The sequence below is a fragment of the Planobispora rosea genome, assembly GCF_014648175.1.
In the GTDB taxonomy this organism is placed as follows: Bacteria; Actinomycetota; Actinomycetes; order Streptosporangiales; family Streptosporangiaceae; genus Planobispora; species Planobispora rosea.
Window position 1 is genome coordinate 1 of sequence record NZ_BMQP01000005.1, and the last position, 22,692, is coordinate 22,692.

The window sequence follows — 22,692 nt, forward strand, 5'->3', positions numbered from 1 at the left end:
GTAGTTGACCGAGTCGGTCAGGTCCCGCCAGGTGCCCGAGACGCCCTTGACGTCGGCCTGCCCACCGAGCTGGCCCTCGGTGCCGACCTCGCGGGCCACCCGGGTGACCTCGTCGGCGAAGCTCGACAGCTGGTCCACCATCGTGTTGACGGTGTTCTTCAGCTCCAGGATCTCGCCGCGGGCGTCCACGGTGATCTTCTGTGACAGGTCGCCCTTGGCCACCGCGGTGGTGACCTGGGCGATGCTGCGGACCTGGTCGGTGAGGTTGCCGGCCATGGCGTTGACCGAGTCGGTCAGGTCCCGCCAGGTGCCCGAGACGCCCTTGACGTCGGCCTGGCCGCCCAGCCGGCCCTCGGTGCCGACCTCGCGCGCCACCCGGGTCACCTCGGAGGTGAACAGGGAGAGCTGGTCCACCATGCCGTTGAACACGGTGGCGATCTCTCCCAGCAACCCGTCGGCGTCGCCGGGCAGGCGGGTGCCGAAGTCACCGTCCCTGACCGCCGTCAGGCCCGCGAGCAGCAGGCGCAGCTCCGACTCGCCGGCCTCGACTCCGGTGCCGGAGGCGGAAGGCGACCCCTCGACGATCACGTCACTCATGTCCACCCTCATCGCTCAGTCTCACCGATCAGGCCGGGCCCGCCGTCCGGGCACGCCACAAGGTGATCACAATAGTCCGAACGCCACACGAAAACGGCACATAGATCGATCTCTAAACAAACCGGCGCTTGCCGGGAATCCGCGCACGAACATACTCGATCAGTACGGCGCCTCCGTCCGGCCCTCCCGGATCTCACCCACCGGCACGGCCGCCGCCCCGGCGGCCGCTCACGATCCCGTCACCGGACATGTCAGTGTTTAGCACAAGATCATACCAGAAATGTCTTTCCTGTAACCGTCTTCCGTTATCACCCTATATGCGCTACAGAGTGTCGACACCCGCAGGACCGGCCGGGAAGCCCTCAGCCCGGGCGGCGCGGAGCACGCCCACGATTTCCCGCGCCGCGTCGGGGAAGGCGTAGCGCTTCGGCAGGTGGGCGCAGAGGATGTCGATATGAAGGGTTCGGTCAACTTTGATCATAATTGGTGACCTCAGGGGTCATTCAACGGAGATGACGAGTCGATTACCACGTCGTTCAGGGTGTCCGATAGGGGTGGCACGCCGGGGAACGGTAGGTTGATCGCCGTGCCGTACACGAGCATCAAAGTGTCCGGGGAGTCCCGTCCGCGCCTCGACGACGGTTTCGAGCGCATCCGCCGGGAGTTCAAGCTCCCGGAGGAGTTCCCCCGTGGCGTGATCGACGAGGCCGAGTGGGTCGCCGAGGTACCCCGGCTGCCCGAGATCGACCGGACCGACCTCCCGCTCATCACCGTCGACCCGCCCGGTTCCATGGACCTGGACCAGGCCATGCACCTGGAGACACGGTCCGGCGGCTACCGCGTGTGGTACGCCATCGCCGACGTCGGGGCGTTCGTCCGGCCGGACGGGGCCATCGACCGCGAGGCGCGCAGCCGGGGCGAGACCGTCTATCTGCCCGACGGGCGGATCCCGCTGCACCCGCCGGTCCTGTCGGAGGGGGCGGCCAGCCTGCTGCCCGGGGTGACCCGGCCGGCCGTCCTGTGGTGCGTGGACCTGGACGCCGACGGCCGGACCGTGGGCGCCGACGTGACGCGGGCGCTGGTGCGCAGCCGCGAGCGGCTCGACTACGACTACGTCCAGACAGCCGTCGACACCGGGACTGCGGACGGCACGGTGCGGCTGCTGGCCGAGATCGGCAGGCTCCGCCTGGCGCTGGAACGGGACCGGGGCGGGGTCTCGCTACCCACCCCCGAGCGCGAGGTGGTCCCCGACGGGGACGGCTACCGCGTGGTGGTGCGGGTCCCGCTGGAGGCCGAGGAGTGGAACGCGCAGATCTCCCTGCTGACCGGCATGGCCGCCGCCTCGATGATGCTCGACGCCGAGATCGGCCTGCTGCGGGTGCTGCCGCCCGCCCCCGCCGACGAGGTCGCCCAGGTCCGGCGGATGGCCGCCGCCCTGGACGTCCCCTGGCCGGCCGACGCCTCCTACGGGGAGGTCGTGCACGGCCTCGATCCGAAGGTTCCCGGGCACGCCGCGTTCCTCCAGGAGTCGGCGGTGCTGCTGCGCGGGGCCGACTACGTGGCCTTCAACGGCGAGCCTCCGGCCGAGGCCGCCCACGCCGCGGTGGCGGCGCCGTACGCGCACGTGACCGCCCCGCTGCGCCGGCTGGCCGACCGCTACGCCACGGAGATCTGCCTGGCGATCGCCGCCGGGGAGCCCGTGCCCGAGGAGATCCAGCGGGTCATGGTCGAGGTGCCGGAGGCCATGCGCGCCAGCGGGCGGCGCGCGGGCGCGGCGGAGCGGGCGTGCGTGGACCTGGTGGAGGCGTTCGTGCTGCGCGAGCGGGTGGGTCAGACGTTCGACGCGGTGGTGATCGACGTGGACGGGGAGCGGCCTGGCGGCCGGGTGCAGGTCGACGACCCCCCGGTGGTGGCCCGCTGCGACGGCGAGAAGCTCCCGCTGGGAGAGACGGTGCGGGTACGGCTGACACGCGCCGATCCGGCCACCCGGGAAGTGCGCTTCACCCTCGCCTGATCACGTCCTCCGGCTCCTGCCGGCGGTCGCGTGCCCCCGGCCTCGCCGTCCGGTCGGATACGCCCCGGCCCTTCCGGCCGACGGACGAGGCCGCGCCCGGATTCCGGACGCGGCCTCGTCAGCGGGGCGGGAACCTTGCCGGGGTGCTCCTTTCCGGACGGATCGGATGGGGACGGACTTCGTCGGGACGACCCGGTGGAGGCGGATCTTCTGGGTGTGGGCTCCAGCGGTTCGTGACAGGGAGGATTTCCGCCGGCACCCCGCGGGAAACAGACGCCGCGGTTACGTTCCGCGCACCCTCCGTCACACTGCCTTGACCTGACGGTCAGCTTACCGACGAGTAGGCCACCACCCCGCGCCTGAGCGCGTCCATCGCCTTGCCCGCGCTCTGCCTGACCTTGCTGTCGCGCGGCGAGGCGTCGGAGATCTGGCCGAGCAGGTCGAGCAGCTGCTTGACCCAGCGCACGAAGTCACCGGCGGCCAGCTCCGAACCGTTCACCCCGTCGCTGAGCACGGCGTCCAGGCTGTGGCCCTTGGCCCAGCGGAAGGCCGCCCAGGCGAAGCCGGCGTCGGGCTCCCGGGTGAAGGACAACCCGTGGTCGCTCTCGATCGCCTCCAGGTCGGCCCAGAGCCGGACCATGGCCGCCAGCGCCTGCTGCGCACCGCCCGCGGGGATGCGGGGCTGGCGGGCCTCATCGCCCTGCCGGGACTCGAAGATCAGCGAGGACACGCACGCGGCCAGCTCGGCCGGGTCGAGATCGTTCCAGAGCCCGGCGCGCAGGCACTCGGCGGTGAGCAGGTCCAGCTCGGTATAGAGCTGGGCCAGCCGGCGGCCCTCGGCGGTGACGGTCTCGCCGTCGAGGTAGCCGAGCCGGTCGAGCACCCCGCAGACCTTGTCGAAGGTGCGGGCGATGACGTGGGAGCGGCCCTCGACCCTGCGGCGCAGCCCCTCGGTCTCGCGCAGCAGCTTGTAGTAGCGTTCGGCCCAGCGGGCGTGGTCCTCCCGCTCGTCGCAGCCGTGGCAGGGGTGCTGGCGGATCTCCCTGCGCAGGCGCAGGATCTCCTCGTCCTCGGCCGCGTGGTCGCGGGCCCGCTCGGGTCTGCCGAAATCACGGTCGCCGATCTTGGCGTGCATGGACGAGACCAGGTTGGCCCGCTCCTTGGGAGAGCGGGCGTTGAAGTGCTTGGGGATGCGCAGGTGCTCGACCGGCTCCACCGGGACCGGGAAGTCGGCCGGCGACAACTTCTTGACCTGCTTGCCGATGGTCAGCACCAGCGGGGACGGACCCTCCCCGCGGGAGTTCAGGCCCGGGTCCAGCACGACCGCCAGGCCGGCCCGGCGGCCGCCGGGGACGCGGATGATGTCGCCCGGCCGCAGCGCCTCCAGCGAGCGCAGCGCCTGGAGCCTGCGCGCCGCACCGCGCTGGCGCGACAGCTCGGACTCACGGTCCGACAGCGTCCTGCGCATCGCGGCGTACTCGGAGAAGTCGCCCAGGTGGCAGGTCATCGCCTCGCGGTAGCCCGTCAGCGCCTCCTCGTGACGGCGCAGCTGCTTGGCGATGCCGACCACCGCCCGGTCCGCCTGGAACTGCGCGAAGGAGGACTCCAGCAGGGTCCTGGCCCGTTCCCTGCCGACCTGGCCGACGAGGTTGACGGCCATGTTGTAGGAGGGGCGGAAGCTGGAACGCAGCGGGTAGGTGCGGGTGCTGGCCAGGCCCGCGACGTGCAGCGGGTCCGTCCCCGGCTGCCACAGCACCACCGCGTGGCCCTCGACGTCGATGCCGCGGCGCCCGGCCCGGCCGGTGAGCTGGGTGTATTCGCCGGGAGTGAGGTCGGCGTGGGTCTCGCCGTTCCACTTGTCGAGCTTCTCGATCACCACGGAGCGGGCGGGCATGTTGATGCCCAGCGCGAGGGTCTCGGTGGCGAACACGGCCTTGACCAGGCCGCGGGTGAACAGTTCCTCGACGACCTCCTTGAAGGTCGGCAGCATGCCCGCGTGGTGGGCGGCCAGGCCGCGCTCCAGGCAGTCGCGCCATTCGAGGTAGCCGAGCACGGCCAGGTCCTCGTCCGGCAGGTGCGCGGTGCGCTCGTCCACGATCTGCCGGATCTCGTGGCGCTCGGCGTCGGTGGTGAGCCGGATCCCGGCGTACAGGCACTGGGTGACGGCGGCGTCGCAGCCGGCCCGGGAGAAGATGAAGGTGATCGCGGGCAGCAGTCCGTTGGCGTCGAGCCGCTCGATGACCTCGGCCCGGTTGGACGGCCCGGGCCTGCGCGGGCGCGCGTAGCCCCGGCGGCCCCGGCCGGCCAGCCGTTCCTCGTCGCGGGCCAGCCGCATCACGGTGGGGTTGATCACCGGCCTGCCGCCCTCCTCCTCGGCCAGGAAGAGGTCGTAGAGGCGGTGGCCGACGAGCATGTGCTGCCAGAGCGGGACCGGGCGGTGCTCGTCGACGATGACCGAGGTGTCGCCGCGGACGGTGCCGAGCCACTCGCCGAACTCCTCGGCGTTGCTGACCGTGGCCGAGAGCGCGACCAGGCGGACCGACTCGGGAAGGTGGATGATCACCTCTTCCCAGACGGCGCCGCGGAACCGGTCGGCCAGATAGTGGACCTCGTCCATGACCACGAAGCCGAGCCCGGCCAGGGTGCCCGACCCGGCGTACAACATGTTGCGCAGCACCTCGGTCGTCATGACGACGATCGGCGCCTCGCCGTTGACGCTGTTGTCACCGGTGAGCAGGCCGACCTTGCCGGCGCCGTACCGCTTGACCAGGTCGTTGTACTTCTGGTTGGAGAGCGCCTTGATCGGGGTGGTGTAGAAGCACTTGCGGCCCTCCTCCAGCGCCAGGTGGACGGCGAACTCGCCCACGACGGTCTTGCCCGATCCGGTGGGGGCGGCCACGAGGACCCCGTCGCCCGCCTCCAGCGCCCGGCAGGCGTCGATCTGGAAGTCGTCCAGTTCGAAGTCGTACAGAGCCCGGAACGAGGTCAGCGCCGGCCCGCTCTCGGCCTGGCTCTGACGGAAGGCGGCGTAGCGTTCCGCAGGCGTCGTCATAGCTTCAGCCTACCGATATCGCAATTCCGGTCCGTCCGGCGCGTACTCGACCCACCGGACGGCCGCCTGCGGCGACGGGAGCGGCCGGGGCCGTCAGCTCAGAACGCGCAGCGCTCCGGGGACGGCCTCGCAGGCGAGGGGGGTCGGGCCGATGCGCTCGCCGTCGGCGTAGGCGATCACGTCCGGCGCCTCCAGCGTCACCTTCCTGGCCCGCCGCATGGTGACCAGGGGGTGGCCGGCGTGGGTGCCTCGGTAGACCCGGGGGAAGGCCCGCAGGAAGCGGCTCCGGGGACCGGCGTCGATGATCGTCACGTCCAGCAGGCCGTCGTCGGGCAGCGCGCCCGGGCAGACGCGCATCCCCGCGCCGTAGGAACGGGTGTTGCCGACCGCGACGAGCACGGCCTCGCGCTCGATCACCTCCCCGTCGAGATCGATCCGGAAGGGGATCGGAGCGAAGCTCCGCAGCTCCTGCGCCATCGCGACCAGGTACTTCGCCATGCCGGGCGGCCAGGACAGCCGGTTGGCCCGCTCGTTGACCCGGGAGTCGAAGCCGCAGCACAACACGCTGGCGAACCACTCGTCCTCGCCGATCCGCGCGGCGTCGACCGTACGGCACCGGCCCCGCGCGACCACGTCGGCGGCGGCCAGGGCGTTCTTCGGCAGGCCGAGGGCGGTGGCGATGTCGTTGCCGGTCCCGGCCGGGATGATGCCCAGCGGCACCTCGGTCCCGGCCACGGCCTGGACGGCGAGGTGGACCAGGCCGTCCCCGCCGAAGGCCACCAGCGCGTCGGGGCCCTCGGCGACGGCGGTGCAGGCGCGCTCCAGGGCGTCTTCGGCGGACTCCCCGAGGATCACCGAGACTTCGGCGCCACCCCGCCGGAGCCGTTCCAGAACCGGGGCGAGCAGACCGCGCGAGCGGCCGCCGCGGGCGGCGGGATTGACGAGGACGGCGATCTCTCCGAACACAAACCGGAACTTATCGCCTATCTAGCCCGATCAGTATCGGTCGTATTCAAATCGAGAGCAGAGTCGTCATCCTGAAGGCCGTCGCCGTCCGGGATCTCGGAGGCCTCGTCATCGGACAGGTGAGAGAAGTCCTCATCCTTGTGGCGCCTGTCCCGCAAGTACATGATCCCCTCGGCGAGGGCGAACAGGACCACCATCGGCAGCGCCAGCGCCAGCATCGAGAACGGGTCGGTGCTCGGGGTGGCGATCGCGGCGAACAGGAACATGATGAAGATGACCATGCGCCGGTGCTTGGCCACCGTGGCGTGCGACAGCACACCGATGACGTTGAGGAACACCATCAGCAGGGGCATCTCGAAGGAGATGCCGAAGATGACGAGCATGATCAGCGCGTAGCTGAGGTAGTCGTCCATCTCCAGCAGCGGCACGGCGTTGCCCGGCGCGAAGCCGAGCAGGATCGCCAGCCCCTTGTCCATGACGAAGTAGGCCAGCGCCGTACCCGCCAGGAACAGCGGGATGGCCATGCCGAGGAAGATGATCGAGTAGCGCTTCTCGTTGCGGTAGAGGCCGGGCGTCACGAAGGCCCAGATCTGGTAGAGCCAGAGCGGCGAGGACGCCACCAGCGCGAACATCGCCGCGACCTTCAGGTTGACGAGGAACGCCTCGAAGACGCCGCGGATGGCGAACGTGCACTCACCCTCCCGGAGGACCTGCGAGGCCTCCAGGCTGCAGTAGGGCGCGGTGATGAAATCCCAGATCGGATCGAAGAAGATGAACCCGACGACGATGCCGGCCACCAGTCCCAGCAGGGAGACGACGATCCGGTTGCGCAGCTCACGGAGGTGCTCCATGAGCGGCATGCGTCCCTCGGCCGCGTCCTCGGGCGACACGGACCCGTTACGGCCCGGCTTGGGCCATTTCAGCAGCGCCATTCGCGAATCCCGGTCCGAGGAGTGAAATGATCAGGTTATGCCCGCACAGCCTACTGCTGCTTCTGGGCACTCGCCTGGGCGCGCAGCTTGGCGGCCTGCTCCTCGAGGACCCGGGCCTGCTCCTCGGCGGACGGCTCGGCGGCCGGAGCGGGAGCCGGAGGGGTGATCGGCTGCGGGGCCGGGGTCACCGGCTGGGCCTGCACGACGGCGGCGGTGGCGGTCGTGGGCTCATCGTCGTCACGGAGCTTGGAGGTCTCCGCCTTGAAGATGCGCAGCGACCGGCCGAGTCCGCGAGCGGCCTCCGGCAGCTTCTTGGCGCCGAACAACAGCACCAGGATGATCCCGATGATGATCAGCTCGGTGGGACCAGGCATAGTCATGACACACCCTTAACCAGACGACATGCAATCTCAGTGCCGATCGTACGCTGCCGTGGACGCACTCTCATCCCTTCAGCGCCCGAATCATCCTTTTACTGGCAACGAATCCTGTCCGTATGGACTCCGGAAACCGCCGGTAAAGATCCCGTACGGGATCAGGCCACCGGCCCGCAACGCCGCGCCGGGACGGGACGGCCCGCGAAGTCCGGCGAGACCGGTTCAGGCGACCGATTCGTAACGGCTCAGCGCCGCCGCCGCGGCCTCCCGCACCGCCCCGGCCAGCGAGGAGGGCGAGACGACCCTGCCGGTGTCGCCCAGGCGCAGCGCCAGCCGGAGCAGCCAGCCCTGGTCGCGGGCGCGCAGCGCCACCCGCAGGCGGCCCTCGCCGAGTTCCTCGACGCTCTCGCACGGGTAGTACTCCGCCACCCAGCGGCCCGCCGGGGTCAGCTCCAGCTCCACCAGCTCGTCGGTGGGCGAGGGGCGGAACACCCCGGGCGTCACCTCGTCGGGCACCGCGTCCTCCGGCGGGGCCGCGGCCACGTCGAGGACCTCCACCGAGAGCATGCGGTCCAGCCGGAACAGGCGCACCGCCTCGGCCCGGTAGCACCAGCCCGACAGGTAGGAGCGGCCGTCCACCACGACCAGCCGCATCGGGTCGACCTCGCGCGGCGTGATCTCGTCGCGGCCCGGCACGTAGTAGCGCAGCGACAACCGCCTGGCGCGCCGCAGCGCCTCGTTGACGACGGGCAGCGCGTCCAAGGCGGCGCCGTCCACCTCGACGGCGACCTGGCTGCTGACGGTGGCCGCGCCCTCCCCCGCGGCCTGCTCGAACTTGGCGATCACCCGCGAGAGGGCGTCCCGCTCCCCGAACTCCGGCATCTCGGACAACATCCGCAGCGCCACCAGCAACGCGCTCGCCTCGTCCACCCCCAGACGGAGCGGCCGGGCGATCGTGTCGGCGTTGTCGATGACGATCTCGCCGCCGTCCCAGGAGACGTCGATCAGGTCACCCGGGGTGTGACCGGGCAGCCCGCACATCCACACCAGCTGCAGGTCGTCGATGAGCTGCTTCTCGGTCAGCCCGAAGATCTTCGCGACCTCGGGCACCTGCGCCCCCGGATGGGACATCAGATAGGGCACCAGGGCCAGCAGCCTCGGCAACCGGTCGGCCGTGCTCATCGGTCGCTCACCACTCCATCACTCGCTCCGCGGCCCGCTCGTCCCTCACGACCCACTCCGCGCACTCCGTCGGGCTCGCTCCGGCTCATCGGTCGCTCACCACTCCATCACTCGCAGCGCCGTACCGGATCATGCCAGAACCCCCTTCAGGCGGCGGATCACCGCGTCGCGGGCGTCCGGCGGTCCGACCACCACGGCGTCGGCGGCGAACCCGGCGACCCATCCGGCCAGCCGCTCGGGATCGGCGAAGGCCACCTCCAGCTCGTCCCAGCCCTCGCCCGCCGGCCGTACGGCCCCCGCGACCTGACGCAACCCCTGGCAGGAGCCCTCGCGGACCCGGATCACGGCAGTGCGCCGCTGGACCGGACCCTCGTCGCGGGGGGCGACCATCGCCTTGAAATCGACGCCCTCGGGCACCGTCACGGTCCCGGGGCGGCCCGCCGGGACGACCGGCCCGCTGATCCGGCTGAGCCGGAACGCCCGGGGCGCCTCCCGGTCGCGGTCGTAGCCCACGACGTACCACTTGCCGCGGCGGCTGACCACGCCCCACGGCTCGACCGTGCGGGTCAGCACGCTCTCGCCGGCCGCCACCCGGTAGGGGAAACGGACCGGGCGCCGGTCGCGCACCGCCTCCCACAGCGCGGGGAAGGCCGGGTCCTGGGTGTCGACCCGCAACTCCAGCGCGCCGCCGAGCATCCCGCCGGTCTCGTCGGTCTCCACTCCCCCGGCGCGCAACTTCAGCAGCGCCCCGCTGGCCGCCTCGGCCAAACTCGCCCGCTGCCACACCCGCGCGGCCAGGCCCACCACGGCCGCCTCGTCGGGTTCCAGCGTGATCTCCGGCAGCTCGTAGGCCTGGCGGACGATCCGGTAGCCCGGATCCTCCTCCCACGGGTCCTTCTGGACCTCGATCGGGATGCCGATCTCCCGCAACTCGTTCTTGTCCCGCTCGAACATCCGCTGGAAGGCCTCGTCGTTGGCCGAGTCGTAGCCGGGCACGGCCTGACGGATGTGCTCGGCGGTCAACGGCCGCCGCGTGGCGAGCAGGCAGATCACGAGATTCAGCAACCGCTCGGTCTTCCGGCGCGACATCCGGCCTCCCTCCCTGTTCAAATGACGCTACTCTGCCCCCGTGATCAGATGGCGCAGGGGCGAGGTGTTGCGGATCCGGCGCGAGTGGCCCGGGGCCGTGGAGCTCGATGTCCGCACCGAGGAGGGCGAGGCGCGCGCGCTCGCCTATCCCGCCCTGGTGGGACGCCCGGAGCCCGGCGACGCGGTCCTGCTGAACACGACCGCGCTCGCGATGGGCCTCGGTACGGGAGGGTACGCCATGGTGGTGGCGATCCCCGACCGATTGCCGGAAGATCCAGACGGACCCGGACATCTGGTAAAGGCACGCTACACCCCGCTACAGGCCACCGTTCTCGGAGCCGACGAACAAGATTCCCCGCACCACGAGATCCTGCGCGAGGCCGACTCCCTCGACGGCATGCCGGTCGTGGTCGCCGACCTGCATTCGGCGCTCCCGGCGATCCTGTGCGGGCTGTACGACTCCTGGCCGCACGCCCGCGTCGCCTACGTGATGCTCGACGGCGGCGCGCTGCCCGCCTGGTTCTCCATGTCCTGCGCCCGGCTGAGGGAGGCGGGCTGGCTGGCCGGGACGGTGACGGTGGGCCAGTCCTTCGGCGGTGACGTGGAGGCGGTCACCACGCACACCGGGCTGCTGGCGGCCCGGCACGTCCTGGGTGCCGACATCGCGATCGTCACCCAGGGGCCGGGCAACCTGGGCAGCGGCACCCGGTGGGGGTTCTCCGGCGTCTCGGCCGGGGAGGCGGTCAACGCCGCCGCGGCGCTCTCCGGCCGCCCGGTCGCGGCGCTGCGGGTCAGTGAGGGCGACCGGCGCGAGCGGCACCTGGGGGTCTCCCACCACTCGCTGACCGCCTACGGCCGGGTCGCCCTGGCTCCGGCCCGCGTCGCGGTGCCGGAACTGCCGGGCGACTTCGGCAGCCGGGTGGCCGAGCAGGTCCAGCCGCTGGGCACCCGGCACAAGCTGGTCCCGGTCTCCGTGGACGGCCTGCACGAGGCGCTGAAGGGCTCGCCGGTACGGCTGTCCACCATGGGCCGGGGTCTGGACGAGGACCTGGCCTACTTCCTGACCTCCGCCGCGGCGGGCAGGCTGGCGGCCTCACTCCCGGCGTCCGAAGGCCCGCCGGAGGCGGGGACGCCCTCGGGGGCGTAGAAGTCCTTGAAGGTGAAGGCCGCCGGACCGGGGCCCTCACGCCGGAGCAGCTCCAGCCGCTCCATCCCCTCCGCCAGGGAGGGGATGTGCCCCTCGGGGATCCACCACATCACGGAGTACGGCTCCGCCACGCGCAGGAACCACTCCCTGCGCCGCTGCAGCACCGGCAGGTGGGCGCTGCGGTAGACGAAGTTCCACAACTCGTCGCGCGACGCCCAGACCGAGAAGTTGATCACCAGGTGGTCGCCGTACCCATGGGAGACCGTCTCGCGGGGGTCCTCGCTCTCCTTGAGCCGCCAGACGAAACCGGGCGCGGCGTCGGAGAGCTTGTTGATCGGTTCGAGGAGGTCGACGAAGTCGGCCAGTTCCGGGGAGTCGAGGGGCGCCCGAAGGTGGGCGACGTTCAGCTGTGCCAGGTGCATGACCTCAGCAGACCATCCCTCCCCCTTCTATGTCAATTCTCATTATTTATAGAAAGGCTCACGCAGCATTCTCCCGGCCTCGGGTCCAGCCGGGCCCGCTCCGGATCCTGGCCGAGCCCCTCCAGCAGCCCCCGGCAGAGCGAGAGGTTCATCGAGCACACCAGCAGCGGCTGCGCCTCGGCCAGCACGTGGAACGGGCAGTTGCGCAGCCGCAGGCGACCCTCCTGCGCATAGGGCTCGTAACCGCGCTGCCGCAGCGTCTCCTCCAGGCTCTCGTCGGGAGCGACGCGCTCCGCGATCCTGCCCCCCGCCCGCCGCGCGGCCTCCTCGGCCCGATCCTCCCCGCCGAGCAGGTCCACCGCCTCGGCCAGCACCAGCGCGAGCGTGCGGTAGTCACGGGCCGGGACGCTCACCTGCCACTCCCCCGGCGCCCGCCGGTAGACCTTCGCCGGGCGCCCGCTGCCCGGCCCGGTCTTCTCGCCCAGCCGCTTGAAGCCCGACTCCAGCAGCCCGGCCTCGACCAGTTTGTCCAGATGGAACGCCGCAAGCGTGCGCTGCACCCCCACCGCCTCGGCGGCCTCGTTCCGCCCGACGTCGCGGCCCTGGGAGATCACGTACTCGTAGACCGCCCGCCGTACCGGATCGTGCAGGGCCGCCACCACACCGAGGTCATCGCTGCTCACAGCCGCGAGTCTAGGGCGTGCCCGAACGGTGCGGCGGACGGTCCGCACGCGGTCCGGAAGCGGCCCGGCAGGCGACCGGGGAACGGCTCGGCGGACGACCGGGGAGCGGCTCAGTAGGCGGCCAGGACGTCCACGACGAAGGCGAGGGTGTCGGAGGGCTTGATCAGTGGCGGCAGTCCCTTGTCGTAGCCGAGGTCCGGGGGAAGGATCATGACGACGCGGCTGCCGACCGGGACTCCGACCAGGGCCCGCTCCCAGCCTTTGACGACACCGCCGTTGCCGATCCGGAAGGCTCTGGGCTGCCGGGCCTGCCAGGTGGACTCGAAGGAGGCGTCCGCGCCCCAGACCCTGCCCTCGTACTGGGTGACGACGAGTTGCCCCGCCCGGACCCTGGCCCCCTTGCCCCGGATGAGGACCTTGCTCCGGAACCCGCCGGGCGGCGCGGTACGCGGCAGCGTGAGGACCGGACGCTCACCCGGGCCGCCCTCGACCTCGATCCCGGCCAGGGTGCCGGGCCCGCCGGCGCCCGTCGCCGCCGCCTCCGGCGGGAAGGCGCCGAGCACGTCGATGACGTAGAACAGCGCGCTGTCGGCGGCCATGCCGTCCGGCGGGTTGGGGCCGAAGCCCTCCTCCGGCGGGATGGCCGCCACGACGCGGCTGCCGACCCGGTGTCCCTGCAACGCCTTGCTCACTCCGGTGAGGGACTGGCCGAGCGGGAAGGAGGCGGGGGCTCCCTGGTTGAAACTGGAGGCCAGCAGGGGATTGTCCGCGCCGTCCCACACGTGCGCGGTGTAGTGGGCGACGACCAGGTCCTCCGCCTCGACCACCGCCCCGGTGCCGGTCATCTGCTCACCGACCTGCAGGTCCGCCGGAGGCTCGCCCTCGGGGAAGGTGATCGTCGGCTTGGCCCCGAAGGAGCTCTCGGCCCTCACGCTCTGGGCGGCCTCGCCGTCCCCCGCGGTGCAGCCCGCGGCGGGCACGAGAAAAAGCACGGTGAGCAGCACGCGAACACGCATCCGACTCCCCTGGTCCGGAGGATACGGACACATTAGCGCCCTATTAGGAAAAATGTCAGTAGCGCCGGAAGCCCGGTCGCACCGAGGGTGCGACCGGGCTTTCCAGGCGCGGCGCTCAGTAGGCGCCGACGATGTCCACCAGGAAGACCAGGGTGTCGGTGCCCTTGATACCCGCCTGCGCGTTGCCCTGGGCGCCGTAGCCGAGGTCCGGCGGGATGCTCACCAGCACCCGGGTGCCGACGGGCAGCCCGACCAGCGACTGGTCCCAGCCCTTGATGACCTTTCCGGTGCCGATCCCGAAGGTCGCCGGCTCGCCCCTGTCCCAGCTGCTGTCGAACTTCTTGTCGGTGCCCCAGACCTTGCCGATGTAGTGCGCCATGAGCTGCTGCCCGGACTTCACGACCGGGCCGGTGCCCTTGATGACGACCTTGGTGACCAGCTCCTTGGACGGCTTCTCACCGGTCTTCGTGGTCAGGACGGGGGCCTTGCCCGGGCCCGGGTTCTCCACCTTGACGCCCTTGACGCCGGGATCGACGGCCGCGCCGTCGACGGTCACCGGCTTCGGCTTGACCCCGATCATGTCCAGCACGAGCACCTGGGTCAGCTTGTCCTGGCCCTGCTGCTTGGCCTGCTCCAGCTGCTCCTTGGTCAGGCTGTCCGGGGCCACCACGGCGACGTGCCGGCCGCCGGGCTTGGCCCCGACGAACGCCTCCCGCAGGACCGACGGGAGCTCATCGTTGAGCGTGATGGTCTCCGGGTTGCCCGCGTCGTAGGTCGACCCGACGGTGGCGTTGGTCTTGCCGTCCCAGTTGAAGACCGTGTAGTTGACGATGACACTGTCACCGATCTTGAACTCCGTGCCGGAGCCGTCCTTGACGGTCTCCTCGGACGACTTCGCGGCGGGCGTCCCGGAGGGGAAGGTCACCGTCGGCTTCTTGCCGATCTCGCCGGTGACCTTCACGCCGCTGCCGGTGGAGGTCTTGGTATCGGCCTGCTGAGTGCCGCAGGCGGCGGCGAACAACAGGGGAACGGCGGCCAGCACGGCCAGGCTGCGGCGACGCATCAGATATCCCTCAAGCAGACGTCAGGTTCGCGTCACCCTATCCGAACGGCCATACGGGCGGAGTAAGCAACGGCCGGACGCGCCGCCGCCGGCCCCGGGGTCCGTCAGGCCCCGGGTGTCCGTCACATCCCCGCGATCAGCTTGTCCACCCTCTCGTCCACGCTGCGGAAGGGGTCCTTGCACAGCACGGTGCGCTGTGCCTGGTCGTTGAGCTTCAGGTGGACCCAGTCGACGGTGAAGTCGCGCCGCTTCTCCTGCGCCCTGCGGATGAACTCCCCGCGCAACCGGGCCCGGGTGGTCTGCGGCGGCACCGACTTCGCCTCGAAGATCTTCAGGTCGGACGCCACCCGCTCCACCGCGCCGCGCTTCTGCAGCAGGTAGAACAGACCGCGGCGGCGGTGCACGTCGTGGTAGGCCAGGTCGAGCTGGGCCACCCTGGGACTGGACAGCGGCAGGTCGTACTTCTTGCGGTAGCGCTCGATCAGCTGGTACTTGGTGACCCAGTCGATCTCCCGGGCGACCAGGTCCAGGTTCCCGGTCTCCACCGCGGTGAGCGTGCGCTCCCACAGCTCCAGCACCCGGTTGCTGATCTCGTCGCCGCCGCGCCGGTCGACGAAGTCGCGGGCCTTGGCGAGGTATTCGTGCTGGATCTCCAGCGAGGACGCCTCCCGCCCGTTGGCCAGGCGCACCCTGCGCCGCCCGGTCATGTCGTGGGAGACCTCGCGGATGGCCCGGATCGGGTTCTCCAGCGACAGGTCGCGCATCACGGTGCCCGCCTCGATCATGCGCAGCACCAGGTCGGTCGCACCGACCTTGAGCAACATCGTCGTCTCGCTCATGTTGGAGTCGCCGACGATGACGTGCAGGCGGCGGAACCGCTCGGCGTCGGCGTGCGGCTCGTCGCGGGTGTTGATGATCGGACGCGAGCGCGTGGTCGCGGAGGACACGCCCTCCCAGATGTGCTCGGCCCGCTGGGAGACGCAGTAGACCGCGCCGCGCGGCGTCTGCAGCACCTTCCCCGCCCCGCACACGATCTGCCGGGTGACCAGGAAGGGGATCAGCACGTCGGCCAGGCGGCCGAACTCGCCGTGCCTGCCCACCAGGTAGTTCTCGTGGCAGCCGTAGGAGTTGCCGGCGGAGTCGGTGTTGTTCTTGAACAGGTAGATGTCCCCGGCGATGCCCTCCTCGCGCAGCCGCTTCTCGGCGTCCACGAGGAGGCCCTCCAGGATGCGCTCACCCGCCTTGTCGTGGGTGACGAGCTCCACGACGTTGTCGCACTCGGGGGTGGCGTACTCCGGATGGCTGCCCACGTCCAGATAGAGGCGGGCGCCGTTGCGGAGGAACACGTTGCTCGACCGCCCCCAGGACACGACCCTCCGGAACAGGTAACGCGCCACCTCGTCGGGGGACAGTCTCCGCTGCCCCCGGAACGTGCAGGTGACGCCGTACTCGTTCTCCAGCCCGAAGATGCGACGATCCATCATGCTCCTAGCGAGGGGACTGCCGGGTTCACCCGGCAGAGGAATCGCTTCCCGGTTATCATCTTTACGTTTGAAACGGTCAGAGCCTGGCCGTCGCCCACCTCAACCGAGGGAAGCGAGAAGCCGCTCCTGCTCAGGGAGCGAAGCAGTCACTGCCTCACACTATTCGCTGAGTTCTTCACGTGGATAGGGATCAGTGGGGTTTCCGGAGTTCCGGTCGTGGACCTTATGCCCCCGTCACCGGGGGCATAAGCGGGTTCAGGGAGTGCAGATTTCCCGGACCTCGCACGTGCCGGGCTTCCACGTGATCGGCTCGTACTCCGCCGTGCCGCGGCGCACGTGCGTGATCCGGCCCCGCCGCGCAGTGATCGGCATCACATGCGCGGCGGGGCCGGGCGGTCACGGGTCAGGCGCCGGAACCGGTGTCGATGTCGCCCTCGGGGCCGGTGGCCGGGTCGCCGGGCGCTTGCGCGCCCGTTCCCGGAGCCGGCTGCCCGGTCGCCCCGGCGGCGGGGTCGGACTTGGCCGCGGCCTCGGCCAGCAGCCTCTCCAGCCGCGGGGCGGGCAGGCGCAGGAACTTGCGGTGCGGCCGGTTGCGGTCGAGCACCGCCACCTCCAGCTGGCCGACCGGGGGACGCTCCCCGCCCGGCTCGGTCAGCGCCGCCAGCGCCGTCTCCAGCGCCTCCGCCAGCCCCATGCCGTCGCGGTAGCGTTCCTTGAGCCGGGTTGAGACCGCCTCGGCCTGGCCGCCCATCGCGGCCAGGCCGTGCTCGTCGAAGACCGAGCCGTCGAAGGTCAGCCGGTAGATCGCGTCGCCGTCGGGGGTGTCGCCGACCTCGGCGACGACCACCTCCACCTCCATCGACTTGATCGACTCGGTGAAGATCTGCCCGAGGCTCTGGGCGTACAGGTTGGCCAGGCCGCGGGCGGTGACGTCGGAGCGATCGTAGGTGTAGCCGTTGACGTCGGCGTAGCGGATGCCGCCCAGCCGGAGCGCCTCGAACTCGTTGTAGCGGCCGACCGCGGCGAACCCGATCCGGTCGTAGATCTCACTGATCTTGTGCAGTGCCCGGGAGGGGTTGGGCGCGACGAACAGGATGCCGTGCTCGTACTGGAGCACGACCACGCTGCGGCCCCGCGCGATGCCCTTGCGCGCGTAGTCCGCCTTGTCCCGCATGATCTGTTCGGGGGAGGCGTATCCAAAAGGCATGGTCACCGGAGTGGTCTTCCTCTCGTGTTAGCGCAGCGGGGCGACGGGGCCGTCGGGGTTGTTCATCCGGCCGTCCACCGTCGTGCGCACGTACTGGGCGACCTCCTCGTCCGACAGGCGGCGGAACCCGTCGGCGGTGATCACCGCGACCACCGGCCAGATCTGGCGGGTCACGTCGGGACCACCGGTGGCCGAGTCGTCGTCGGCCGCGTCGTAGAGGGCCTGGATGAGCGTCAGGACGGTGTCCTCGGGCGAGGCTCCCTCGCGGTAGAGCTTCTTCAGCGCGCCGCGCGCGAAGATCGAACCGGAGCCGATCGCGTGGTGCTGGTACTGCTCGTAGGGGCCGCCGCCGACGTCGTAGCCGAAGATCCGGCCACCGTCGATCTCCGGGTCGTAGGCCGCGAACAGCGGCACCACCACCAGCCCCTGCATCGCCATCGCGAGGTTGCCGCGGATCATCGTGGCGAGCCGGTTGGCCTTGCCCGCCACGGAGAGCGTGCGGCCCTCCATCTTCTCGTAGTGCTCCAGCTCGACCCGGTAGAGGCGGGCCATCTCGATGCCGGTGCTCGCCGCGCCGGCGATGCCCATGCACGAGTAGTCGTCGGTGCGGAAGACCTTCTCTATGTCCCGCTGGGAGATGATGTTGCCGGAGGTCGCACGGCGGTCACCCGCCATCACCACACCCCCGGCGCAGGTCGCCGCGACGATCGTGGTGGCGTGCGGAATCCGGTCGCCGACCGGGGTCGCCAGGGTGTCGTTACGGCCGGGCAGCAACTCCGGCGCGTAGGACCCGACGAACTCGGTGAACGAGGAGTTTCCGGTGTTCGTGAAGAGATGGTTCACCATGCCGGCGGGCAGGTCCCTGTGCGATGCCACGCGACTCCCTCCAAAGGTGCTTCCTTTACGGTCCGACCCTACTCACCTTGCCGTGGTGCATGCACTTCCCTCGATCAGCTCAACGCGAACCACTCCCGGTGGGCGCCCTCAATCTTTACGCACGAGTACGCCCGTGTAATTGTCGAGTTGTCGTGACATGCCGCCGCCTCCCGAGGAGGTCGCCGTGAGACTCTCCCCCCGCCCCGCGCTGATCGCAGCCCTCGCGGCGGCGCTGCTGGCCCTGGCGTCCTGCGGATCCGACACCCCCGAGGGGGAGGGCTCCGTCACGCTGACCATCACCGCCAACGCGATCCCCGGCGGCAAGAACTCGGCCAGCGCCGACTGGATCAGGCAGTGGGTGATCCCCCGGTTCGAGGCCGCGCAGAAGGCCGCCGGGCGCGACGTGCGGGTGCTGTTCCAGCCCAACGGCGTCGACGACGAGCAGTACAAGACGAAGATCGCGCTGGACCTGAAGTCGAGGACCGGCGCCGACGTGATCGACCTCGACGGGATCTGGGTGGGCGAGTTCGCCCAGGCCGGATACGTCAAACCGCTCTCCGAGGTGGGCGGGCCGCAGGTGGACGCCTGGGAGGGCTGGGCGCAGATCCCGCAGGCCGTACAGGGGCTGGGCATCTTCGACGGCAAGAAGTACGGCCTGCCGCAGGGCACCGACGGCCGGGTCCTGTTCTACAACAAGGAGCTGTTCGCCAGGGCCGGCCTGCCCGACCCGTGGCAGCCGACCAGCTGGCAGGAGATCATCGACGCGGGCACGGCGCTGAGGAAACTGCCCGGCGTCACCCCGATCCAGATCAACGCTGGCACCGCGATGGGCGAGGCGACCACGATGCAGGGCGCTCTGCCGCTGCTGGCCGGGACCGGCACCGAGATCTACGCCGACGGCAAGTGGACCGGCGCCTCCCAGGGGATCAAGGACGTGCTCGGGTTCTACCGGCAGATCTACGGCGGCGGCCTGGGCGACCCCAGGCTGCAGCAGGAGGCCAAGGGGCGTGACAAGTCCTTCGCCGAGTTCGCCGACGGGAAGATCGGCATCCTGGCCGAGGGCGACTACTTCTGGCGGTCCGTCGTCGAACCGCAGGCGGGTGTGGCGCCGATGGCCGACCGGGACGAGGTCGTCGGCTACGCCAAGATCCCGGCCAGGGAGCCCGGCGCGGGCGTCCGCGGCCAGGACTTCGTCAGCATGTCCGGCGGGGCCGTACGGGTGCTGAACCCCTTCTCCCAGAACCCGAGGCAGGCGTGGGAGCTGATGGCGTTCATGCACTCGGCCGAGGCGATCAAGGCCGAGCTCGCCGGGGCGGCCCGCGTCACCTCCCGCACCGACGTCAACGACGAGGTCCTCGCAGGCGACCCGATGCTGACGTTCATCGCCAAGGAGATCCTGCCGATCACCTCCTACCGCCCGGGCCTGGCCGTCTACCCGCAGGTCTCCGCCGCCCTGCAGGAGGCCACCGCCGCCGTCGTCTCCGGCACGCCCCCCGAGGAGGCGGCGAACGCCTACCGCGCCAAGGTGGAGGGAATCGTCGGCGGCCCCGGCAACGTCTCCAACTGACCGGGCGGGGCAACCGCGAGGGGGCGCCGGTGCCCTGGAGCGAAGGAGCGAAGGAGCGAGGAACGAGCGGATGAGTGACGAGGGAAGGCGCCGGTTACCGGCCCCCGAGCCGCGACGCGCAGCGTCGCCATGAACACTGATGCGGCGGGGCTCGGGAGGCGGCGAGCGGTCGGGTTCGTGCTGCCGGCGCTGGTGCTCATCGGGGTGTTCCTGGTCTTCCCCGCGCTGTGGACGATCTATCTGGGGCTCACCGACTACCGTCTGACCGGGCTGGCCGCGGCCGATCCCCAGGTGGTCGGGGCCGACAACTACACCGCGGCGATCGGCGACGACCGGTTCCGCACCTCGCTCTGGCTGAGCGTGCAGTACGTGCTCGGCTCGGCCGTGATCGGTCAGGCCGTTCTGGGCTTCGCGCTCGCCTGGACGCTGCGCGACCGGCGCGGGCCGGTACGGCGCATCATCGAAGGGCTGGTGCTGCTGTCGTGGATCCTGCCGAGCTCGGTCGTGGCGTTCCTGTGGATCGCGCTCCTGGACCGCGACGGCGGAACCCTCAACGCCCTGCTGGGCACCCCCGGCGCCGCCTGGCTGCTCGACCACCCGATGTTGTCGATCATCGTGTTCAACACGTGGCGCGGCACCGCGTTCTCGATGATGCTCTACGCCGCCGCGCTGGAGACCGTCCCCCCGTCCCACCTGGAGACCGCCCGCCTGGCCGGGGCCTCGGCCCTCCAGCAGCTGCGCGACGTGGTCCTGCCCCGGATCAAGGGCCACGTCCTGACCAACATGCTGCTGATCAGCCTGTGGACCTTCAACGACTTCACCCCGTTCCTGATCACCGCGGGCGGGCCCGAGGGCCGCTCGGAGATCCTGCCGTTCTACGTCTACACCACCGCCCTGCGCGGCGGGCAGCTCGGCTTCGGCGCCGCCGTCTCCTTCCTCATCCTGCTGATCAACCTCGTCTTCGCCCTCGCCTACCTGCGCCTGCTCCGCACCCGCGACCGCACCCGCGACCGTGATCGTGGCCGCGATCACGGCGACGGCGGCGGGGCCGTCTCCGGGGCCGGCCCCGCGATCCGGGGGACCGCCGGATGAGCGCCGTCCGCCACGTCCTCGGCCGGATCGCCTCGGCGGCCTTCCTCGCCGTCGTCGGCGCGTTCTTCGCGCTGCCGATGCTCTGGCTGGCCTCGGCCCCCTTCGACGCCGCCCCCTCCATCACCGTCTCCGTCCCCGAGTTCACCCTCGCCAACTTCCGCGCCATCCTCGACAACCCCTACGCGCTCGGCTCCATCGGCAACTCCGTCATCCAGGCCGGCGGCGCGGCGGCGATCGTCGTCGTCCTGGCCGCGCTGGCCGCCTACGCCCTGTCCCGCGTCCGGGTGCCGGGCCGCGACGCCCTGCTGTACGTGCTGCTCCTGCTCTCCTCCGTCGTCACCGGCACCGCCGCCATGGTGCCGATCTTCGAGCTGGCCACCCGCCTCGATCTGATCGACACCCACCTCGGCGTCATCCTCGTCGTCTCCGGCGGCCTGCTCCCCGCCGCGATCTTCATCCTGAAGGACTTCATGGACGCCACCCCGACCTCCTACGAGGAGTCCGCCCGGGTGTTCGGCGCCTCGCCGCTGCAGATCCTGTGGCACATCGTGGTCCCCGTGGTCCGGCCCGGCCTTGCCACCATCGCGGTCTGGGCCGTGGCCAGCGTCTGGGGCGGCTTCCTCATGCAGTACATCCTGCTGCGCGACCCGGCCAAGGCCCCCAGCGCGGTGATCCTCTACACCCTCTACACCGAGGGCGGGCAGCCCAATCTCGATCTCATCTCCACCTTCTCACTGCTCTACTCGCTGCCCGTGGTCCTGATGTACCTGTTCGTCAGCGGCCGGTACGGCTTCCGCTTCCACGGAGGAATCAAGCAGTGACGATCTCCCTGCACGGCCTGACCAAGGTGTTCCCCGGCGGGGTCCGCGCCCTGGACTCCCTCGACCTGGACATCGGCGAGGGCGAGTTCTTCGCCCTGCTCGGCCCTTCCGGCTGCGGCAAGACCACGCTGCTGCGCAGCATCGCCGGGCTGGAGACGCCGACCTCCGGCACCGTCTCCATCGGCGGCGCCGACGTCACCGCGCTTCCGCCCGGCCGCCGCGACGTCGCCATGGTCTTCCAGGACTACGCCCTCTTCCCGCACATGGACGTCACCGCCAACATCGCCTACCCGCTGCGCATCCAGAAGGTGCCGCGCGCCCGCCGCGAGGCCAGGGCCGCCGAGGTCGCCGGCCGGCTGAGCCTGTCGGAGCTGCTCGGCCGCCGCCCGGGGCAGCTGTCCGGGGGACAGCAGCAGCGCGTCGCCCTCGCCCGCGCCATCGCCTGCCACCCCAAGGTCTTCCTCTTCGACGAGCCCCTGTCCAACCTCGACGCCCGGCTGCGCCTGGAGGCCCGCACCTTCCTCAAGCGCCTGCAGGACGAACTCGGCGTCACCACCGTCTTCGTCACCCACGACCAGGGGGAGGCCCTGGCCCTCGCCCACCGCATCGCCGTCATGGACGCCGGGCGGATCACCCAGGTCGGCACCCCCGCCGAGATCTTCCGCCGGCCCGCCACCACCTTCGTCGCCTCCTTCATCGGCTCCACCCCGATGAACCTCCTGCCCGGCGAGGTCGCCGGCGGCGCCCTGCACGTCGCCGGGGCCGTCCTGCCCGCCCCGCCCGGGCTGCCCGACGGCGAGGAGATCGTGTACGGCGTCCGCCCCGAGTACGCCGACCTGTCGGCCGTCCCCCGCGACGACGCCTTCCCCGGCACCGTCGCCGTCCTGGAGAACCTCGGCACCTCCACCCTGGTCACCCTGGAGGGCGGCGGGGAGGACGGCGACCGGCTCGTCCAGGTCGTCGTCCCCGAGGGGGAGGATCCCCCGGTCGGCGCCGCCGCCTGGGCCGTTCCCCGCCCGGACCGCGCCCTGGTCTACCACGGCGACCGGCTGGTCCATCCGGCATGAAGACCACGGTCCGCGGACAGGGACACCGGTGCGGGCGC

21 protein-coding genes are annotated in these 22,692 nt (G+C 71.0%); 6 read left to right on the forward strand and 15 right to left on the reverse strand.

The window, feature by feature from the left end; translation table 11 throughout:
• A partial coding sequence (locus IEZ08_RS06185) for a HAMP domain-containing protein (protein ID WP_189241820.1) occupies positions 1 to 597 on the reverse strand: 597 nt, incomplete at its 3' end.
• A gap of 322 nt (positions 598 to 919) precedes the next feature.
• Entirely contained in the window at positions 920 to 1,078 is a 159-nt protein-coding gene (locus IEZ08_RS06190; protein ID WP_176728527.1) for a hypothetical protein, read from the reverse strand.
• 105 nt (positions 1,079 to 1,183) lie between these two features.
• Between IEZ08_RS06190 and IEZ08_RS06195 the strand changes: the two genes are divergently transcribed.
• A complete protein-coding gene (locus IEZ08_RS06195) occupies positions 1,184 to 2,611 on the forward strand; it encodes an RNB domain-containing ribonuclease (protein ID WP_084781017.1) in 1,428 nt (475 codons plus the stop codon).
• A 325-nt stretch (positions 2,612 to 2,936) separates the two neighbouring features.
• Here the strand turns inward: IEZ08_RS06195 and IEZ08_RS06200 are convergent, their stop codons facing one another.
• The 6 genes from IEZ08_RS06200 to IEZ08_RS06225 all read right to left on the reverse strand — a co-directional run bounded on the left by IEZ08_RS06200 (position 2,937) and on the right by IEZ08_RS06225 (position 10,209).
• Positions 2,937 to 5,663, reverse strand: a complete 2,727-nt coding sequence (locus IEZ08_RS06200) for a DEAD/DEAH box helicase (protein ID WP_068923975.1) — start codon at positions 5,661 to 5,663, stop codon at positions 2,937 to 2,939.
• A gap of 93 nt (positions 5,664 to 5,756) precedes the next feature.
• Positions 5,757 to 6,629 carry a diacylglycerol kinase gene (locus IEZ08_RS06205; protein ID WP_189241821.1) on the reverse strand — a complete coding sequence of 291 codons (873 nt, stop codon included), beginning with the start codon at positions 6,627 to 6,629 and terminating at the stop codon, positions 5,757 to 5,759.
• Positions 6,630 to 6,646: 17 nt separating this feature from the next.
• Positions 6,647 to 7,561, reverse strand: coding sequence for a twin-arginine translocase subunit TatC (tatC, locus tag IEZ08_RS06210; RefSeq protein WP_068923977.1), 915 nt, complete (start codon positions 7,559 to 7,561; stop codon positions 6,647 to 6,649).
• Positions 7,562 to 7,611: 50 nt separating this feature from the next.
• Positions 7,612 to 7,941, reverse strand: coding sequence for a Sec-independent protein translocase subunit TatA (tatA, locus tag IEZ08_RS06215; RefSeq protein ID WP_068923978.1), 330 nt, complete (start codon positions 7,939 to 7,941; stop codon positions 7,612 to 7,614).
• 219 nt (positions 7,942 to 8,160) lie between these two features.
• Complete coding sequence (locus tag IEZ08_RS06220) at positions 8,161 to 9,120, reverse strand: helix-turn-helix transcriptional regulator (protein WP_189241822.1); 960 nt, start codon at positions 9,118 to 9,120, stop codon at positions 8,161 to 8,163.
• Between the two features lie 129 nt (positions 9,121 to 9,249).
• On the reverse strand, positions 9,250 to 10,209 hold the full coding sequence (locus tag IEZ08_RS06225; RefSeq protein WP_068923980.1) for a helix-turn-helix transcriptional regulator: 960 nt from the start codon (positions 10,207 to 10,209) through the stop codon (positions 9,250 to 9,252).
• A 40-nt stretch (positions 10,210 to 10,249) separates the two neighbouring features.
• Here IEZ08_RS06225 and IEZ08_RS06230 point away from each other — a divergent pair, with 40 nt between their 5' ends.
• Positions 10,250 to 11,356 (forward strand): DUF3866 family protein, encoded by a 1,107-nt coding sequence (locus IEZ08_RS06230; RefSeq protein ID WP_068923981.1) that lies wholly within the window; start codon positions 10,250 to 10,252, stop codon positions 11,354 to 11,356.
• On the opposite strand, the gene IEZ08_RS06235 is transcribed toward IEZ08_RS06230, so the two are convergent.
• From IEZ08_RS06235 to prcB, 7 genes are all read right to left on the reverse strand, one after another.
• On the reverse strand, positions 11,263 to 11,778 hold the full coding sequence (locus tag IEZ08_RS06235) for a DUF3291 domain-containing protein (protein WP_068923982.1): 516 nt from the start codon (positions 11,776 to 11,778) through the stop codon (positions 11,263 to 11,265). The genes IEZ08_RS06230 and IEZ08_RS06235 overlap by 94 nt on opposite strands.
• A gap of 32 nt (positions 11,779 to 11,810) precedes the next feature.
• Positions 11,811 to 12,461: a helix-turn-helix transcriptional regulator gene (locus IEZ08_RS06240; protein ID WP_068923983.1), complete on the reverse strand. Its 651-nt coding sequence runs from the start codon at positions 12,459 to 12,461 to the stop codon at positions 11,811 to 11,813.
• Positions 12,462 to 12,571: 110 nt separating this feature from the next.
• A complete protein-coding gene (locus IEZ08_RS06245) occupies positions 12,572 to 13,477 on the reverse strand; it encodes an FKBP-type peptidyl-prolyl cis-trans isomerase (protein WP_176728528.1) in 906 nt (301 codons plus the stop codon).
• 115 nt (positions 13,478 to 13,592) lie between these two features.
• Positions 13,593 to 14,540 carry an FKBP-type peptidyl-prolyl cis-trans isomerase gene (locus tag IEZ08_RS06250; protein ID WP_068923985.1) on the reverse strand — a complete coding sequence of 316 codons (948 nt, stop codon included), beginning with the start codon at positions 14,538 to 14,540 and terminating at the stop codon, positions 13,593 to 13,595.
• Positions 14,541 to 14,662: 122 nt separating this feature from the next.
• The gene (gene pafA, locus IEZ08_RS06255) at positions 14,663 to 16,021 is read right to left on the reverse strand and encodes a Pup--protein ligase (RefSeq protein WP_068923986.1); all 1,359 of its coding nucleotides are present in this window, start codon (positions 16,019 to 16,021) and stop codon (positions 14,663 to 14,665) included.
• Positions 16,022 to 16,427: 406 nt separating this feature from the next.
• Entirely contained in the window at positions 16,428 to 17,231 is an 804-nt protein-coding gene (gene prcA / locus IEZ08_RS06260) for a proteasome subunit alpha (protein WP_189241893.1), read from the reverse strand.
• 27 nt (positions 17,232 to 17,258) lie between these two features.
• Positions 17,259 to 18,077: a proteasome subunit beta gene (gene prcB, locus IEZ08_RS06265; protein WP_068928875.1), complete on the reverse strand. Its 819-nt coding sequence runs from the start codon at positions 18,075 to 18,077 to the stop codon at positions 17,259 to 17,261.
• A 214-nt stretch (positions 18,078 to 18,291) separates the two neighbouring features.
• On the opposite strand from prcB, the gene IEZ08_RS06270 reads away from it, so the two are divergent.
• The 4 genes from IEZ08_RS06270 to IEZ08_RS06285 all read left to right on the forward strand — a co-directional run bounded on the left by IEZ08_RS06270 (position 18,292) and on the right by IEZ08_RS06285 (position 22,654).
• The gene (locus tag IEZ08_RS06270) at positions 18,292 to 19,674 is read left to right on the forward strand and encodes an extracellular solute-binding protein (RefSeq protein ID WP_203863276.1); all 1,383 of its coding nucleotides are present in this window, start codon (positions 18,292 to 18,294) and stop codon (positions 19,672 to 19,674) included.
• A gap of 129 nt (positions 19,675 to 19,803) precedes the next feature.
• Positions 19,804 to 20,766: a carbohydrate ABC transporter permease gene (locus IEZ08_RS06275; protein WP_189241823.1), complete on the forward strand. Its 963-nt coding sequence runs from the start codon at positions 19,804 to 19,806 to the stop codon at positions 20,764 to 20,766.
• The gene (locus tag IEZ08_RS06280; protein WP_068923989.1) at positions 20,763 to 21,587 is read left to right on the forward strand and encodes a carbohydrate ABC transporter permease; all 825 of its coding nucleotides are present in this window, start codon (positions 20,763 to 20,765) and stop codon (positions 21,585 to 21,587) included. The genes IEZ08_RS06275 and IEZ08_RS06280 overlap by 4 nt, the downstream gene beginning before the upstream one ends.
• On the forward strand, positions 21,584 to 22,654 hold the full coding sequence (locus IEZ08_RS06285; protein WP_068923990.1) for an ABC transporter ATP-binding protein: 1,071 nt from the start codon (positions 21,584 to 21,586) through the stop codon (positions 22,652 to 22,654). The genes IEZ08_RS06280 and IEZ08_RS06285 overlap by 4 nt, the downstream gene beginning before the upstream one ends.
• The last annotated feature ends 38 nt before the right edge of the window (positions 22,655 to 22,692 follow it).

Coding starts and splice junctions, on each gene's coding strand:
- IEZ08_RS06190 (WP_176728527.1), bottom strand. CDS start 1,078: ATGATCAAAGTTGACCGAACCCTTCATATCGACATCCTCTGCGCCCAC.
- IEZ08_RS06200 (WP_068923975.1), bottom strand. CDS start 5,663: ATGACGACGCCTGCGGAACGCTACGCCGCCTTCCGTCAGAGCCAGGCC.
- tatC (WP_068923977.1), bottom strand. CDS start 7,561: ATGGCGCTGCTGAAATGGCCCAAGCCGGGCCGTAACGGGTCCGTGTCG.
- tatA (WP_068923978.1), bottom strand. CDS start 7,941: ATGACTATGCCTGGTCCCACCGAGCTGATCATCATCGGGATCATCCTG.
- IEZ08_RS06220 (WP_189241822.1), bottom strand. CDS start 9,120: ATGAGCACGGCCGACCGGTTGCCGAGGCTGCTGGCCCTGGTGCCCTAT.
- IEZ08_RS06225 (WP_068923980.1), bottom strand. CDS start 10,209: ATGTCGCGCCGGAAGACCGAGCGGTTGCTGAATCTCGTGATCTGCCTG.
- IEZ08_RS06235 (WP_068923982.1), bottom strand. CDS start 11,778: ATGCACCTGGCACAGCTGAACGTCGCCCACCTTCGGGCGCCCCTCGAC.
- IEZ08_RS06245 (WP_176728528.1), bottom strand. CDS start 13,477: ATGCGTGTTCGCGTGCTGCTCACCGTGCTTTTTCTCGTGCCCGCCGCG.
- IEZ08_RS06250 (WP_068923985.1), bottom strand. CDS start 14,540: ATGCGTCGCCGCAGCCTGGCCGTGCTGGCCGCCGTTCCCCTGTTGTTC.
- pafA (WP_068923986.1), bottom strand. CDS start 16,021: ATGGATCGTCGCATCTTCGGGCTGGAGAACGAGTACGGCGTCACCTGC.
- prcA (WP_189241893.1), bottom strand. CDS start 17,231: ATGCCTTTTGGATACGCCTCCCCCGAACAGATCATGCGGGACAAGGCG.
- prcB (WP_068928875.1), bottom strand. CDS start 18,077: ATGGTGAACCATCTCTTCACGAACACCGGAAACTCCTCGTTCACCGAG.
- IEZ08_RS06275 (WP_189241823.1), top strand. CDS start 19,804: ATGAACACTGATGCGGCGGGGCTCGGGAGGCGGCGAGCGGTCGGGTTC.
- IEZ08_RS06280 (WP_068923989.1), top strand. CDS start 20,763: ATGAGCGCCGTCCGCCACGTCCTCGGCCGGATCGCCTCGGCGGCCTTC.